Raw genomic sequence first — 15273 nt, 5'->3', positions numbered from 1 at the left:
CATTTGCCGCGGCATGGCTGACATTTTCTCCTGGGCCGCGACTGGGCTCACCATCATTGCGGCGCTGATGACCGCGGCGAACCTCGGCTCGCGCGTGACCGGCTACGGCTTTGCGGTCTTCACGGTCGGCGCGATCTGCTGGATCGCGGTCGGGGTGCTGACGGACCAGCCTGCCTTGCTGTGGACGAACGCCGTCCTGCTGTTCGTTGACCTGTTCGGCGTCTGGAGATGGCTTGGCCGCCAGGCACGAGTGGAGGAGGGGGCTCATGCCGCTGCTAAGGCAAGCGTTCGCGCCCCGGGCGAAACCTTGTTCCCTGTGTCATTGCTGACCAGCGCTCCGGTCGTTGTGCGCGGACAGGATGTCGGTCGCTGCGTCGATGCGATGGCGGGCTGCGGGAGCGGCAAGCTCAACTATGTCGTCGTCTCGCAGGGCGGCGTCGCAGGGGTGGGTGAGACGCTGCGCCGGCTACCATGGAGCGACGCCCACATGGATGATGGCAAATTGTCGACCGAAGGCGACCTCGACCAGCTTCAAGCGCTCGAGCGGGACAAGTGGCCGGCGCGCTGATCGTCACTGCCGAGATTGCGGCGGGCGACTTCTCCTGGCTCGAAGGCCTGCGCCGTGCGCATTTCCCGCCGGAACGCAATTTCGTTCCAGCGCACCTCACCATGTTTCACGCGCTGCCGCCGTCGGCCGAGCCGGAAGTCCGCTCCCGCCTTGCCGATGCGGTTCGCAGGCGGGTGCCGCGCGCCACCATCGAAGGGCTGATGAATCTCGGCGGCGGTGTCGCATACCGTATCGTCTCCCCCGACCTGGATTTCGTCCGCAACGAGCTGGCCGAAGGCTTCCACGGCCTATTAAGCGCACAGGACAGCGGCGGATGGCGGCCCCACATCACTATCCAGAACAAGGTCGCCCCGAAGGTTGCACGTGCTTTGTTGGAGAAGATGCAGCGCGAATTCTCGCCACGGCCGCTGGGAATCGCCGGCCTGGCGCTGCATCGCTATTTGGATGGTCCGTGGGAAGCGCTCGCGCGCTACCCCTTCCGGCCTTAGGAGACTTCGCCGACCCCTTCGCAAGTCAGCTCAAACGCCGCCATTCCGGATTCCAGCACCGAGGCGAGCATCGGCTGGTCCATCAGCTCGTCGATGGCACCGTCGGTCCCGCTGCTGACCAGGTCCTGCGCTTCTTCCATCGCTTCGTCCCAGTCGCCGGTCTCGTAAGTGCCTTGCCCGACCCAGCAGAAGGCGATCACTTCGGCGAGCTGGTCTTCGCCGAGATCCTCGAACGCGGCCTTCAGCTCCTCCTCAACGCCATCGTTGATCTCGTCTTCGAGAACGCTGAGCATGCCTTCCTGCTCATCGTCGACATTGTCGGCGGCTTCGTCGTCATCATAGTCGCTCGCGGTCTGAGCTTCATATTCCCGTGCCCGGAGAATGATCCGGCACAAGGTTTCGAGGGGGGTCAACGGGTCCATCAAATGCCTCTTATTGTCGGCCCCTCAACGACAGCAGCAGTAAGCGGTTCCTAAAGCCTTGCGGTTCGTTGACCGGTCCGGCGCTCGCTCTTATATGCGCGCCTCCAGCCGCCCCCCCTCGGGGGCGATCCAGGCCTTGGGGCGGAGTAGCTCAGCTGGTTAGAGCAGCGGAATCATAATCCGCGTGTCGGGGGTTCAAGTCCCTCCTCCGCTACCAACTTTCGTGCCGTCGATCTTGTCGAGGATGCCTGAAAAGCAAAACGCCCGGATCGACGAGCGATCCGGGCGCCTTGCGTGACGATTGCTCGTCAGCCCCCTTAGTGCGGCACGGCAGGAAGTCCCCATAGTTCCGACCTGGCGTCCCCAGACCAACCAGCTCGTCACTTCCGCCGCGACCTCCGAACGCGGAGCCGAGGGCCGCCTTGTCCGGACAAGCGGCTGATTATGCCGGGAAAAGGCACCTGTCACGGGGCGACGTCAGTTGCCGTTGCTTTTACGCCCGGCATGTGTCGACTGCGCCACATATCGGTCGGTAGGGGTGCGCGGTTGCGTGGCGCGTGAGCCCCCCCTACAGCGCGGCGCCATGCGCTGGTCCCGAGCCTTTCTTCCGGTTCTCAAGGAGAGCCCCGCCGACGCCCAGATCGTCAGCCACAAGCTGATGCTGCGCGCCGGGCTGGTACGCCAGACTGCGGCCGGTATCTATGCGTGGCTGCCGCTCGGCTTCCGCGTGCTCCAGAAGATCAAGCAGATCGTTCGCGAGGAGCAGGACCGGTCAGGCGCGCAGGAATTGCTGATGCCAACGTTGCAGTCGGCCGACCTGTGGCGCGAGAGCGGCCGCTATGACGCCTACGGGCCCGAGATGCTCCGTATCCGCGACCGCCATGATCGTGAGATCCTCTACGGCCCGACCAATGAGGAGATGATCACCGCGCTCTTCCGCGACGAGGTGAAGAGCTATCGCGATCTTCCGCGCACGCTCTATCACATCCAGTGGAAGTTCCGCGACGAGGTTCGCCCCCGCTTTGGCGTCATGCGCGGACGCGAGTTCCTGATGAAGGACGCCTATAGCTTCGACCTCGACGAAGCCGGCGCGCGCCAGAGCTATTATACGCAGATGCTGGCTTACCTGCGGACGTTTCAGCGCCTCGGCATCCAGGCGGTGCCGATGAAGGCGGCGTCGGGGCCGATCGGCGGCGACCTCAGCCACGAGTTCATCGTCCTTGCGCCGACTGGAGAGAGCGAAGTCTTCTATGACGCGGCCTATGACGAGTTCGACTGGAGCCAGGCAGACCTGCGCTACGGCGATGAGGCCGGGCTGCAGGGGCTGTTTGACCGCGTGAACTCGACCTACGCGGCGACGGACGAGACTCACGATCAGGCGAAGTGGGACGCGGTAGCCGAGGACAAGCGCCGCACCGGCCGTGGCATCGAAGTCGGCCATATCTTCTACTTCGGCGAGAAATATTCGAGCGCCATGGGCCTGAAGGTTTCCGGCAAGGACGGGAGCCCGGTCGTCCCGCACATGGGCAGCTACGGCGTCGGCGTCTCGCGGCTTGTCGGCGCTATCATTGAGGCGAGCCATGACGAGGCCGGCATCGTGTGGCCCGAGGCGGTGGCGCCGTGGCGTGTCGGACTGGTCACCATGCGCTCGGATGACGAGCCGACCACCGCGGCCGCGGACCAGATTTACGAAAAGCTCACCGGCGCCGGGGTGGAGACGCTTTACGACGACCGCGACGAGCGTGGCGGCGTCAAGCTCGGGTCCATGGACCTCATCGGGCTGCCCTGGCAGCTCATCGTTGGCCCGCGCGGGGTCGCAAGCGGCACGGTCGAGCTGAAGAACCGCCGCACCGGCGAGCGCGAGGAACTGAGCATCGAGTCCGCACTCGCGAGGCTCACCGCATGATCCTCAACCGCTACGAGCGCATGCTTGCTCGGCGTTACCTGCTTCCCGGCAAGGGCGAGGGGTTCATCTTCGTCGTCGCCGCCTTCTCGATTGGCGCGGTGACGCTTGGCGTCGCGGCGCTGATCATCGTCATGAGCGTGATGAACGGCTTCCGCGCCGAGCTGTTTGACAAGATCGTCGGCTTGAACGGTCATGCGGTGGTCCAGGGCTATGACGGCCGGCTCAACGATTGGGCGCGAATTGCCGACACGGCCAAGAAGACGCCCGGTGTCACCTCCGCGCTTCCGCTGATCGAAACCCCGCTGATGGCCACGGCGAACGGCCGCTTCGAAGGCGTGCTCGTGCGCGGCATGCGGGTCGAGGACATCCGCGCCAACAAGACGATCACGTCGAACGTCCAGGCCGGCGACATTCGATCGATCGTTTCTGGAGCCGGACGCGTTGCAATTGGTTCGCGGCTCGCAAGCACGCTCGGTGCTTTTCCGGGCAGCCAGATTACCTTGTGGAATCCCGAAGGCCGCTCGACGGTGGTCGGCACCGTTCCGCGTGAAGTCACCTACACTGTGGGCGCGATCTTCGAGGTGGGCGTCTACGACTATGACAAGGCATTCGTCGTCATGCCGATGCAGGACGCGCAGGAGCTTCTCCTGCTCGGCGACCAGGTCAGCACGGTGGAGATCCAGACCAGCGACCCCGACAAGGTGCAGGACATCCTCACGCCGCTGCAGCGGGTCGTGCAGGGCAAGGGCATCATTACCGACTGGCGTCAGATGAACTCGGCCCTGTTCCAGGCCCTGGAGATCGAACGCGTGGCGATGTTCGTCGTGCTGTCGCTGATCATCCTCGTCGCCGCCTTCAACATCGCCTCATCGCTGATCATGCTGGTGCGGGCGAAGACGCGGGATATCGCAATCCTCCGCACCATGGGCGCGAGCCGCAAGGCAATGACGCGCGTATTCATGACCGTTGGTTTGACGATCGGCGGGATCGGCATCGTGCTCGGCGCCATTCTTGGCGCCATCTTCCTGTTCTTCCGCCAAGGCGTCGTAAACTTCATCCAGCTCGTCACCGGCGCGAACCTGTGGGATCCCTCGGTCCGTTTCCTCACCGAGCTGCCGTCCAAGACCGACCCGTTGGAGGTGCTGGCAATCATCGTCGTGACGCTCGTGCTGACCTTCCTGTTCACCTTGTTCCCGGCTCGCCGGGCGGCAAGGACGGACCCCGTTCAGGTGCTCCGCTATGAGTGAGCCGGTCCTTCTTACCAGCGAGCTCCGGCGCAGCTTCACGCAGGGCGACGTCACTATCGACGTGCTGCGCGGCGTCGAACTGGCGATCCAGCCGGGCGAGATCGTCGCGCTTCTTGGGCCGTCGGGCTCGGGCAAGTCGACGCTGCTCCAGGCCGTCGGACTGCTTGAAGGTGGCTTCCAAGGAACGATCCGCCTGAACGGCGAGGAAGCCGCCGACCTCGACGATGAGGGCCGGACGCGTCTCCGCCGCGACCTGCTCGGCTTCGTTTATCAGTTCCACCATCTCCTGCCCGAGTTCACGGCGGTCGAGAATGTCGTCCTGCCGCAACTGGTGCGCGGGGCCGAGATGGAGCCGGCGCAGCAGCGCGCCCGGGATCTGCTTAGCGCGCTTGGGCTCGGCGCACGGCTCGAGCACCGGCCTTCGAAGCTTTCGGGTGGTGAGCAGCAGCGCGTTGCCGTGGCTCGCGCTCTCGCCAACAAGCCGCCGTTGGTGCTTGCCGACGAGCCTACCGGCAATCTCGACGAGCAGACTGCCGACGCGGTTTTCGCCGAATTCCTGAGCCTCGTGCGCGGCGAGGGAAGCGCCGCTTTGGTGGCGACCCACAATGAACGTCTCGCCGCGCGCATGGATCGAGTGGTGCGGCTTCACGAAGGTAGGTTGCAACCCGCCGCCTGATTGCATCCTCGGGCGCTTCGCTGCGTTCCGCTGCTGAACAGGAAGAGGGACACACGAACCGATGAACGGCGACGATCGCGGCAGCGGACCGGAATGGCCCATCAACAGGCGAAGGGACCGGATCGAGACGACCGAACCGGTGTCCGAGCCGCGGCCTGAACCGGCGCGCCGAACGCGCAGTCGCACGGAGACGCGGGTCGAAAGCCGCCGCAACGGCATCAATCCGATCTACATCGCGCTGGGCGGCGTCGTCCTGCTGCTGCTCCTCCTGTGGCTGTTCGTCGGCCGCGGCAATTCCGACCAGGACAAGCTCACCGGTGCCGAGAGCTCGAATGCGGCCGCGGCAGCGGATCCGGAAAAGCTCTGCGGGAGCAAGCAGACTTACGACCTCATCAAACGCGAGCTGTTCCGGCGCGCCGCTCAGGTCCGCGGCAGCGATCAGGCCGCGTTCGACCGCTTGTCGGCCTACGCATCGCTGCGGATGCAGAACCCGGTGATGGAGAGCGAGGACGGCGACAATGGCCGGGTGAACTGCTCGGGATCGCTGGCCCTCGACCTGCCGCCCGGTGTTGCCGCGGTCGGCGGACGCCGCACCCTCAGCTCCGACATCGATTACACTGTGCAGCCGGCCGCCGACGGCAGCGGCAATGTCGTCCTGCTTCGCAACGCCGATTCGATCGTCACGCCGTTGGCGACGCTCGCCCGCACGTCCCAGCCGGCAGCCGTCCAGACCGATGATGCTGATGACACAGCCGTGGACGAGGGCGCCGACGCTCCGGACGCGGTGCCCGCCGCGCCAAGCCCGCCACCCGTTGCCCCATCGCCAGCTCCGGCCGCACCGCAGACTACCAGCGCGCGTCCAAGCTTCAATTGCGCGAACGCGAGCACGCGGAGCGAAAGGGCGGTGTGCAGCGACTCCGGTCTCGCCTCGCTGGACCGCCAGATGGCGTCGCAATTCAATCGCGCGTTGTCGGACGCCGGTCCGCGCGAGCGAGCCTTGCTCCAGCAGACTCGCGGCCGCTTCCTCAATTATCGCGAGCGTTGCGGATCGGACGCCTGCATCGCCGAGGCGTATCGCGGGCGCATGCGCGAGATCCGCGACATCGCGAACGGGGATTGGAGCCCGTAGCGATAAGCGGTGGATAAGTGGGCACCCGTGCTTGTCGCGCGGCGCCCTCAAGCTTCATACTCGCCGGCGTGACTCAGCCGTACGTTCCGCTCCGCGTCTTTTCATCTTTCACCATGCTCGAAGGAGCGATGGAGCCGAAGACGATTGCCGAACGCGCGGCCAAGCTCGGCTTCCCAGCCATTGCGGTAACCGACCGCAACGGCCTCTACGGCGTCATGCCGTTCAGCGACGCCTGCATCGGCAAGGGCGTTCAGCCGATCATCGGCGCGATGCTCGCCGTGAAGCGACCGCAAGACCTCGGAGGCGAGGCAGCAATCGACTGGCTGGTGCTGCTGGCCAAGGAGGATCGCGGTTATGCGAACCTCTGCAAGCTGGTGTCCGCGGCGCATCTCGATCGGCCGATCGAGGAAGAGCCGCATGTGCCGTTCGAAGCCTTGGATGAGCTTAATGGCGGGCTGATCGCCCTGACCGCGGGCGGGGAAGGTGCCCTTGCGAAGCTCCTCGCCGACGGTCAGCAGCTCAAGGCCGAAGCCTACCTCGACCGGTTGCAGGCGCTCTTTCCTGACCGGCTCTACATCGAGATTTCCCGCCGCAACGACCCGGTAGAGGAGGCGGCGGAGCATGGCCTGATCGAGCTCGCTTATGCCCGCGACCTGCCATTGGTCGCCACGAACCCGGCCGCCTACCTTGATCCCAGTTTTCATTCCGCGCACGACGCGATGCTGTGCATCGCCGGCTCGGCCTATGTCGAAAGCAGCGATCGCGTGACGTCGTCACCGGATGCGTGGCTCAAACATAGCGAAGCCATCGCCGAGCTGTTCGAGGACCTGCCCGAGGCGCTGGCGAACACAGCGGTGATTGCGCAGCGCTGCGCCGTCGCCGCGCCCAAGCGCAAGCCGATCCTGCCGCGTCTCGGCGAGGATGAGGACGAGCAGCTGCGGGCCGACGCTTATGCCGGCCTTGATGCGCGGCTCGCCGGGCGCTCCGAAGAGGAGAAGGCGCCCTATCGCGAGCGGCTCGACTATGAGCTCGATGTCATCATCGGCATGGGCTTCGCCGGCTACTTCCTGATCGTCGCCGACTTCATCAAATGGGCGAAGGCCAACGACATTCCGGTCGGTCCGGGTCGCGGATCGGGCGCCGGTTCGGTCGTCGCCTGGGTGCTGACGATCACCGACCTCGACCCGCTTGCACTCGGGCTGCTGTTCGAACGCTTCCTCAACCCCGAACGCGTGTCGATGCCGGACTTCGACATCGACTTTTGCGAAACCCATCGCGACAAGGTCATTTCCTACGTCCAGCAGAAGTACGGCCGCGACAAGGTCGCCCAAATAATCACCTTCGGGCGGCTAAAGGCCCGGGCGGTGCTCAAGGACACCGGCCGCGTCTTGCAGATGTCGTACGGGCAAGTGGACCGGCTTGCGAAGCTGATCCCCAACCACCCGACCGACCCGTGGACCCTGGAGCGGTCGCTCAACGGCGTCTCCGAAGTCGCGGCCGAGTATAAGGATCCAGAGGTCAAGCGGCTGTTCGACCTGGCGATGAAGCTCGAGGGGCTTCCGCGTCACGCCTCGACCCACGCAGCGGGCGTGGTGATCGGGGATCGTCCGCTGGACGAGCTAGTCCCGCTCTACCGCGATCCGCGCTCCGACATGCCGGTGACGCAGTTCGACATGAAATATGTCGAGGCTGCGGGCCTGGTGAAATTCGACTTCCTTGGCCTTAAGACGCTCTCCGTCCTCAAGGAGGCGCAGCGCCTGCTTTCGGAGCAAGGCATCGAGCTCGATTATGGCGCGCTGCCGTGGGACGATCCGGCGGTCTACGAGCTGCTCAAGCGCGGCGACACGGTCGGCGTCTTCCAGCTCGAATCCGAAGGCATGCGGCGGACCCTGGCGTCGGTGCGCCCGACCGCATTCGGCGACATCGTCGCGCTCGTCGCACTCTATCGGCCGGGTCCGATGGACAACATTCCGATGTTCGGCCGCCGCAAGAACGGCGAGGAAGAGATCGAATATCCGCACCCACTGCTCGAAGGCATATTGAAGGAGACCTACGGGATCTTCGTCTACCAGGAGCAGGTGATGCAGGCGGCGCAGATCCTCGCCGGCTACTCGCTCGGCGGCGCGGACCTGCTGCGGCGCGCGATGGGCAAGAAGATCCAGGCGGAGATGGACGCCCAGCGCGAGACCTTCGTGAAGGGATGCGCCGAGCACAACCAGATCCCGGCTGCGAAGGCCAACGAGCTGTTCGACTTGATCGACAAGTTTGCGGGCTACGGCTTCAACAAGAGCCACGCGGCCGCTTATGCGCTCGTCGCCTATCACACCGCCTGGCTGAAGGCGCACCACCGCGCCGAATTCTACGCGGCGTCGATGAGCTTCGACATGGCGTTGACCGACAAGCTGTCGATCTTCGTCGAGGACATGCGCCGCGGCGGCGTCGAGTGCCTGCCGCCCGACATCAATGCCAGCCACGCGCACTTCACGGTCGAGAGTGGCGCCGATAGCAATTGCGTTCGCTACGCGCTTGGTGCGCTCAAGGGTGTGGGCGAGAAGGCGATGGAAGCGCTGGTCGAGGAACGGGACCGGGGAGGCGCCTTCGCCAGCCTCGAAGACTTTGCGGCACGCATCGACCCGCGAATGCTCAACCGCCGTCAGCTGGAAAGCCTTGCCGGAGGCGGCGCGTTCGATGCCGTAAACCCTGACCGCGCCGCAGTATTCGCGGGAGCAGAGACGATCCTCGCCCATGCGGCGAGCGCCCATGATCAGCGGGAGACGGGGCAGGCCGCGCTGTTCGGCGGCGGACCGGCCGAGGCGGCGCCGATCCGGCTTCCCCGAGACGCCGCCTGGACCATGGCCCAACGCATGGCGGCCGAGCGCGACGCCTTCGGCTTCTACTTCTCCGCTCATCCGGTTGACGCTGCTCGCCACCTGCTTGCCGCGCACAAGGTCAAGACCTTCGCCGAGATCAGCGAGATGCGGATTGCGGAAGGCGAGCGGCTTGGGGCGATGATGGCCGGGCTTGTCGAGGAAGCGCGCTGGCGCACCTCGGCACGTGGCCGCCGCTATATGATGGCGACGCTGAGCGACAGTTCAGGCCAGTTCATCGCCACCGCGTTCGACGATGAAGTGACCGCTGCACTGGAGACTGCGGCAAAGGCCGGGCAGTGCGGCTTGCTAAGCGTCGAGCTCGACCGCCGCGCCGGTGACGAAATGCCGAGGGTCACCATCAAGCGCGTGCAGCCCTTCGCGGACCTGGCGAAGCGAACGCGTCTCCAGATGACGATCAGGCTTGCCGACCAGTCCGCCGCGCAGCGCGTCGCCGCAGAATTGGCAGAGTCGCGCGGCTCGAACGGGCTGGTCCGCTTCCTGCTGCCGCTGGCGAGCGGCGGCGAAGCGGTCGTGGTCGCCGGACGCGACTGTGCGCTCGACGCGGAGCTTTCGGCCCGCATCGAGCGCATCGTCGGGGAAGGGAGCGTCGACCTCTCCGTTCAGGAGCCGCCGAAGCTCGCCCTGGTCGGCTAAGCCATCCAGAAGCCGTCGCGGTTCACAAGGCTCGTGATCTTCGCGTTCTGCTGCTCGGAAAGGTCGCGCTTGAACGCCGGGAAGACTTCCTCTTCCTCCATATGGGCGTGGCGCGACACGAGCCCGCGAAACTCGCGAACGGTGTCAAGCCAGTTCGGGCTATCGGCGCCCATCTGCTGGAGTTCGTAGAGGTAGGTCTTCACCTGCCCATGCTCCTGCTCGAGCTGATCGGCCTCGACGACGATGTTCGCTTCGCGAAGCGCCGGATAGACGACCATTTCTTCCTGGTGCGCGTGCTTGTCGAGCGCATGGGTGAGCTTCATCAACAGCATCTTGCGCTTGAACGTCTGGCTCTGGTCCGTCGCCAGCATCTTGTCGAAGACGGCGAGCGTCGCATCATGTTCGGCAGCGAGGATCTCGTCCCAATCGCCGATCGCGGCTTCCATGCCCTGCATCAGGCCCTTGCGGGCATAATTGGCGGCAAAGCCAATCGCAGCACCGCCGATCGCCGCGGCGATGATCGGGCCTGCGCCTTCGCCCCATGAAAAGGCGCTGCGGTTTCCGCTTTCGCGGCTTTCGTTCGAGCTGCTGCGGTTTTCGGTCGAGCCGCTCCGCTTCGGGCTCGTATTGTTTCCGCTGCCGGTGGACCGGCTGCGAGTGGACGTGCTGCGGTTTGACGAACGGCTCTCGGTACGGGTGGCCATTGAATTCCTCCTTGCCTGATTTTGCTCCGTAAACGGACAGGCACGGGAGGGCGTTCCTGTTGCGAAACGCTCGCAACCCTCGCTTCGGCGCGAAGCTAGATGGCGTTCTCGGGTTCAGCCGGCGGCTCGGCTGCCGGCGACGGATTGTTCAACACCGGCTCTTCCACCATCGGCTCTTCGGCGGCGGGGGGAAGTTCACGCACAACATCCTCGACCGGCGGCAGCGGCTTTGCCGTTTCATATTCCTCGCCAGGGAGCGGGCGAGCCTTCTTCGTAGCCGCAGGCGGCGCCTTGTTCACGGGCGCCGACGCGCCCTGATAGACGCAGGCGTCGAGCCCATCGCGGCCCACCACGCCGAGCCGAGCCGCAATCGTGTTGCCATAGCGGCGGGTGAAGCCCTTGGGCGCGGTTGCGCCGCGCTTCTTAGGCAATGGCAGGATCGCGGCGATGCGTGCCGCTTCGGTCGCGCTCATGGCGCTCGCGTCATGGCCGAAATAGCGTTCGCTTCCGGCGTTCACGCCGTAGGTGCCGATCCCCGTCTCTGCGACATTCAGATAGACTTCCATGATCCGGCGCTTGTCCCAAAGATGCTCGATCAGAAATGTGAACCAGGCCTCCAGGCTCTTGCGGAAATAGCCGCCGCCGTTCCACAGGAAGGCGTTCTTCGCCGTCTGCTGGCTGATCGTCGACCCACCGCGGATGCGGCCGCCCGATGCATTCCGTTTCATCGCATCTTCAATGGCTTCAAGGTCGAAGCCCCCGTGCGAACAGAACTTGCTGTCTTCGGCAGCGATCGACGCGCGCACCATGTCGCGGTCGATTTGGCCGATCGGCATCCATTCCTTTGTCGCGCCGCGGCCGGCGACGATGTCGCCAAGCATGTTGAAAGTGATCGGCGGGTTCACGAAGCGATAGGCGAGGACCCACAGCAGCGAACCGAGCAGGAAGACGAGGATCAGCGTGGCGAGCCAGCGAAGCAGGCGCCCGCCGAACGAGCGCTGCCGCCGCCGCTTGTACTTGGGGATCGAGGAAGTCTGCCGTCGCGCCATGCTCGACTGCTAGCGAGGCTGACAAAGCGCGTCGAGAGTTGCACCCTTACGAGGTGCGCAACCTCGACGATGTTTTCGATCGGCTGACCGGCTCGGCCTTCCGGCGGCGGTTTCGGCTTGGCCCGAAAGAGCGCGCTTACCTCGATCAGCGCGGCCTGCCGACCGTGCTCGACCATGGTCGCGACTTCATCGCCAAGCGCCTGGCGACCGCAGAGCCGCTCAACGACGGCAAGCAGACACCGATGCGCGGGCACCCAGTCTTCATCGCCCAGCATGCCACGGCAACTTGCTGCCGGTCCTGTCTCGCCAAGTGGCACAATATCGCTGCGGGCAAGCCGCTGACGGCGGCCGAACAGGAACATGTCATCGCTGCAATCGCCCGCTGGATAGAAGAGCAGGTGCACTAGCCTCTCCTTGCCGCAGTGCAGCAGCGCATTTACATGCGAGCCATGGCTTCGAACGCGCTGATGACGATGGCGGATATCCGCCGCTCCTTCCTCGACTATTTTGAGAAGGAAGGGCACGCGCGCGTCGCCTCGGCGCCGCTGGTGCCGCAGAACGATCCGACCCTGATGTTCGTGAACGCCGGCATGGTCCCGTTCAAGAACGTCTTCACCGGTCTCGAGACGCGGCCGTACAGCACCGCAACCAGCTCGCAGAAATGCGTGCGCGCGGGCGGCAAGCACAACGATCTCGACAATGTCGGCTATACGGCCCGGCACCATACCTTCTTCGAAATGCTCGGCAATTTCTCGTTCGGCAATTATTTCAAGGATCGCGCGATCGAGCTCGCCTGGAATTTGGTCACGAAGGAGTGGGGGCTCAGCGCGGACCGCCTGACCGTCACCGTCTATCATACCGACGATGAAGCCTTCGACCTGTGGAAGAAGATCGCCGGCCTTCCGGAAAGCCGGATCATTCGCATTCCAACCAAGGACAATTTCTGGGCGATGGGCGACGACGGCCCATGCGGACCCTGCTCGGAAATCTTCTTCGACCATGGCGACCACATCCCCGGCGGCCCGCCGGGCAGCCCGGACGAGGACGGCGACCGGTTCGTCGAGATCTGGAACCTCGTCTTCATGCAATACGAGCAGGCGGCCGGCGAGATCGTGTCGGAGCTGCCGAAGAAGAGCATCGACACCGGGATGGGCCTCGAGCGCGTGGCAGCGGTGCTCCAGGGCGTCCACGACAATTACGACACGGACCTGTTCAAGCGGCTGATCTCCGCTAGCGAGGAGCTGACCCACACCAAGGCGGAAGGGGAGACTCAGGCCAGCCACCGGGTCATCGCCGACCATCTGCGTGCCTGCGGCTTCCTTGTCGCCGACGGCGTACTGCCGGCCAATGAGGGCAGGGGCTATGTGCTTCGCCGGATCATGCGGCGGGCAATGCGTCATGCCCACCTGCTCGGCGCCAATGACCCGCTGATGTACCGGCTAGTCCCGACCCTGGTCGCCGAGATGGGCGCCGCCTATCCGGAGCTGGTCCGGGCGCAGCCGTTGATCGAAGCGACGCTCCAGCAGGAAGAGACGCGTTTCCGCCAGACGCTCGCAACCGGGCTCAAGCTGCTCGACGAAGCCAGTTCGGAGCTCGGCGAGGGCGGCACGCTCGAGGGTGCGACCGCCTTCAAGCTCTACGACACCTATGGCTTCCCTTACGACCTCACCGAGGACGCGCTCCGCGCCAAAGGCATTGCGGTTGACCGTGAAGGTTTCGACGCAGCCATGGCCGAGCAGAAGGCCAAAGCGCGCGCGGCTTGGAAGGGCTCAGGCGCCAAGGCGAGCGAGGACATCTGGTTCGACCTTGCCGAGGAGCATGGGGCGACCGAGTTCACGGGCTATGCCGGCGATGAGGGCGAGGGTGTGGTCCTCGCGCTGGTCAAGGACGGCCAGCCTGTCGACCGCGCCGAAGTGGGCGAGACCGTGGAGGTCCTGCTCAATCAGACCCCATTCTACGGCGAGAGCGGCGGCCAGACTGGCGACGCAGGAAAACTAACGACGCTCAAAGGCTTTGATGGAGAGGTTGAGGAAACATCTAAGCCGCTCGGCAAGCTTCATGTCCTGCGCACGAAGGTGATTGCCGGCGAGTTGTCGGTCGGCGAGACCGTGCAACAGAAGGTCGACAGCGCGCGGCGCGACCGGATTCGGGCAAACCATAGCGCCACGCACCTCCTTCATGCCGCGCTGCGCCATCACCTGGGCTCGCACGTCACCCAGAAGGGCAGCCTCGTCGCCGACGATTATTTCCGCTTCGACTTCTCGCACCCGAAAGCGCTGAGCCGCGAAGAAATTGAGGCTGTCGAGGCGGAAGTGAACGAGCAGATCCGCTCGAACGAGCCGGTGACGACGCGGCTGATGAGCCCGGACGAGGCCATTGCGGCCGGTGCCATGGCGCTGTTCGGCGAGAAGTACGGCGACGAAGTTCGCGTCCTCTCCATGGGGCGTAGGGTCGATGCCGACTATTCGGTCGAATTGTGCGGCGGCACCCACGTGCGTGCGCTTGGCGATATCCAGCTGCTCAAGATCATTTCAGAAAGCGCCGTCTCTGCCGGTGTCCGCCGCATCGAGGCTCTGACCGGCGAAGCGGCGCGCCAGTGGCTCACCGGCCGTGAAGCCAAGCTGCGGGAGGCCGCCACGACACTGAAAAGCGCGCCCGATGAAGTGCCCGCGCGCATAGCCGCCCTAGTCGAGGAGCGGCGGCGGCTAGAACGCGAGCTTGCCGATGCCAAGAAGGCGCTGGCGATGGGCGGCGGCGCGAAGAGCGATGCTCCGGCGCCCGAGGACGTCGGTGGGCGAAAATTTCTCGGTCGAGTCGTCGAAGGCTTCGATCCCAAGGGCTTACGTGGCGCTGTTGACGACCTGAAGAAGCAGCTCGGATCCGGTATCGGCGCGCTCGTGGCCGTGAACGAGGGGCGGGCAAGCGTTGCCGTGGGGGTGACCGAGGACCTTGCCGGCGAGCTTAGCGCCGTCGACTTGGTCAAGGCGGCGGTTGCCGCGCTTGGCGGCCAGGGCGGCGGCGGACGTCCCGACATGGCCCAGGGCGGCGGCCCGGACGGATCGAAGGCGGGCGAGGCGATCGCCGCCGTGAAAGACGCGCTGGAGAAGGTGGCGGCTTGATCGACACCAGCTCACCCGAGCCTGTCACGCTCGACGGCGCGTGCCACTGCGGTGCCGTCAAGTTCACAGCGGAATTGCCGAATGGCCTCGCCTCAGCCCGGCGCTGCACCTGTTCGATATGCCGGATGCGCGGCGCCATCGCAGTGACTGGCAGCGTCGAAGGCTTCAGGCTCCATCAAGGCGAGGACAAGCTTGCGACTTACCGGTTCAACACCGGAGTCGCGGAACATCATTTCTGTACCCGCTGCGGCATTTACACGCACCACAAGCGCCGCTCGAACCCAGACGAGCTAGGCATCAACGTCGCCTGCCTAAACGGCGTGTCGCCGTTCGACTTTCCCGAGGTGGTGGTCAACGATGGCGAGCGCCACCCGAGCGACGATCCTGACGGAAAGAGCTACGTCGCGGGGCGGTTGCGTTTCGAGCCGGGGGACGCCTGAC

General features: G+C 65.1%; 12 protein-coding genes, 1 tRNA gene and 1 pseudogene. 11 read left to right on the top strand and 3 right to left on the bottom strand.

All coding sequences use genetic code 11. The features are described from left to right. The first annotated feature begins 13 nt into the window (after nucleotides 1–13). Both VIL42_11795 and VIL42_11790 read left to right on the top strand, forming a co-directional pair. Nucleotides 14–568, top strand: coding sequence for a PRC-barrel domain containing protein (locus tag VIL42_11795; GenBank protein HEY8593525.1), 555 nt, complete (start codon nucleotides 14–16; stop codon nucleotides 566–568). Next, a complete protein-coding gene (locus VIL42_11790; GenBank protein ID HEY8593524.1) occupies nucleotides 553–1056 on the top strand; it encodes a 2'-5' RNA ligase family protein in 504 nt (167 codons plus the stop codon). Before VIL42_11795 ends, VIL42_11790 begins: the two co-directional genes overlap by 16 nt. Here VIL42_11790 and VIL42_11785 read toward each other — a convergent pair. Then, nucleotides 1053–1478: a DUF3775 domain-containing protein gene (locus tag VIL42_11785; protein HEY8593523.1), complete on the bottom strand. Its 426-nt coding sequence runs from the start codon at nucleotides 1476–1478 to the stop codon at nucleotides 1053–1055. The genes VIL42_11790 and VIL42_11785 overlap by 4 nt on opposite strands. A 140-nt stretch (nucleotides 1479–1618) precedes the next feature. On the opposite strand from VIL42_11785, the gene VIL42_11780 reads away from it, so the two are divergent. The 6 genes from VIL42_11780 to dnaE all read left to right on the top strand — a co-directional run bounded on the left by VIL42_11780 (nucleotide 1619) and on the right by dnaE (nucleotide 9960). Then, nucleotides 1619–1695: transfer RNA gene (locus tag VIL42_11780), tRNA-Met, on the top strand. 366 nt (nucleotides 1696–2061) lie between these two features. Continuing rightward, on the top strand, nucleotides 2062–3384 hold the full coding sequence (locus tag VIL42_11775; GenBank protein HEY8593522.1) for a proline--tRNA ligase: 1323 nt from the start codon (nucleotides 2062–2064) through the stop codon (nucleotides 3382–3384). Beyond that, nucleotides 3381–4631, top strand: coding sequence for a lipoprotein-releasing ABC transporter permease subunit (locus VIL42_11770; protein HEY8593521.1), 1251 nt, complete (start codon nucleotides 3381–3383; stop codon nucleotides 4629–4631). The genes VIL42_11775 and VIL42_11770 overlap by 4 nt, the downstream gene beginning before the upstream one ends. Continuing rightward, nucleotides 4624–5307 (top strand): ABC transporter ATP-binding protein, encoded by a 684-nt coding sequence (locus tag VIL42_11765; GenBank protein ID HEY8593520.1) that lies wholly within the window; start codon nucleotides 4624–4626, stop codon nucleotides 5305–5307. The genes VIL42_11770 and VIL42_11765 overlap by 8 nt, the downstream gene beginning before the upstream one ends. A gap of 61 nt (nucleotides 5308–5368) precedes the next feature. After that, complete coding sequence (locus VIL42_11760) at nucleotides 5369–6436, top strand: hypothetical protein (protein ID HEY8593519.1); 1068 nt, start codon at nucleotides 5369–5371, stop codon at nucleotides 6434–6436. A 68-nt stretch (nucleotides 6437–6504) separates the two neighbouring features. Continuing rightward, a complete protein-coding gene (gene dnaE, locus VIL42_11755) occupies nucleotides 6505–9960 on the top strand; it encodes a DNA polymerase III subunit alpha (protein ID HEY8593518.1) in 3456 nt (1151 codons plus the stop codon). On the opposite strand, the gene VIL42_11750 is transcribed toward dnaE, so the two are convergent. Next, nucleotides 9957–10664 carry a hemerythrin domain-containing protein gene (locus VIL42_11750; protein ID HEY8593517.1) on the bottom strand — a complete coding sequence of 236 codons (708 nt, stop codon included), beginning with the start codon at nucleotides 10662–10664 and terminating at the stop codon, nucleotides 9957–9959. The genes dnaE and VIL42_11750 overlap by 4 nt on opposite strands. Before the next feature lie 320 nt (nucleotides 10665–10984). Next, nucleotides 10985–11713: pseudogene (mtgA, locus tag VIL42_11745) on the bottom strand (monofunctional biosynthetic peptidoglycan transglycosylase). A gap of 38 nt (nucleotides 11714–11751) precedes the next feature. On the opposite strand from mtgA, the gene VIL42_11740 reads away from it, so the two are divergent. Genes VIL42_11740 through VIL42_11730 form a run of 3 tightly spaced genes read left to right on the top strand, consistent with a single transcriptional unit; the run spans nucleotide 11752 to nucleotide 15272 of the window. Continuing rightward, nucleotides 11752–12120, top strand: a complete 369-nt coding sequence (locus VIL42_11740; protein HEY8593516.1) for a DUF4186 domain-containing protein — start codon at nucleotides 11752–11754, stop codon at nucleotides 12118–12120. Nucleotides 12121–12177: 57 nt separating this feature from the next. Then, complete coding sequence (alaS, locus tag VIL42_11735; GenBank protein ID HEY8593515.1) at nucleotides 12178–14832, top strand: alanine--tRNA ligase; 2655 nt, start codon at nucleotides 12178–12180, stop codon at nucleotides 14830–14832. Further along, complete coding sequence (locus VIL42_11730) at nucleotides 14829–15272, top strand: GFA family protein (GenBank protein HEY8593514.1); 444 nt, start codon at nucleotides 14829–14831, stop codon at nucleotides 15270–15272. The genes alaS and VIL42_11730 overlap by 4 nt, the downstream gene beginning before the upstream one ends. The last annotated feature ends 1 nt before the right edge of the window (nucleotide 15273 follow it).

The sequence above is a fragment of the Sphingomicrobium sp. genome (assembly GCA_036563485.1).
GTDB lineage: Bacteria > Pseudomonadota > Alphaproteobacteria > Sphingomonadales > Sphingomonadaceae > Sphingomicrobium.
This window is presented reverse-complemented; position numbering and strand designations above follow the sequence as displayed.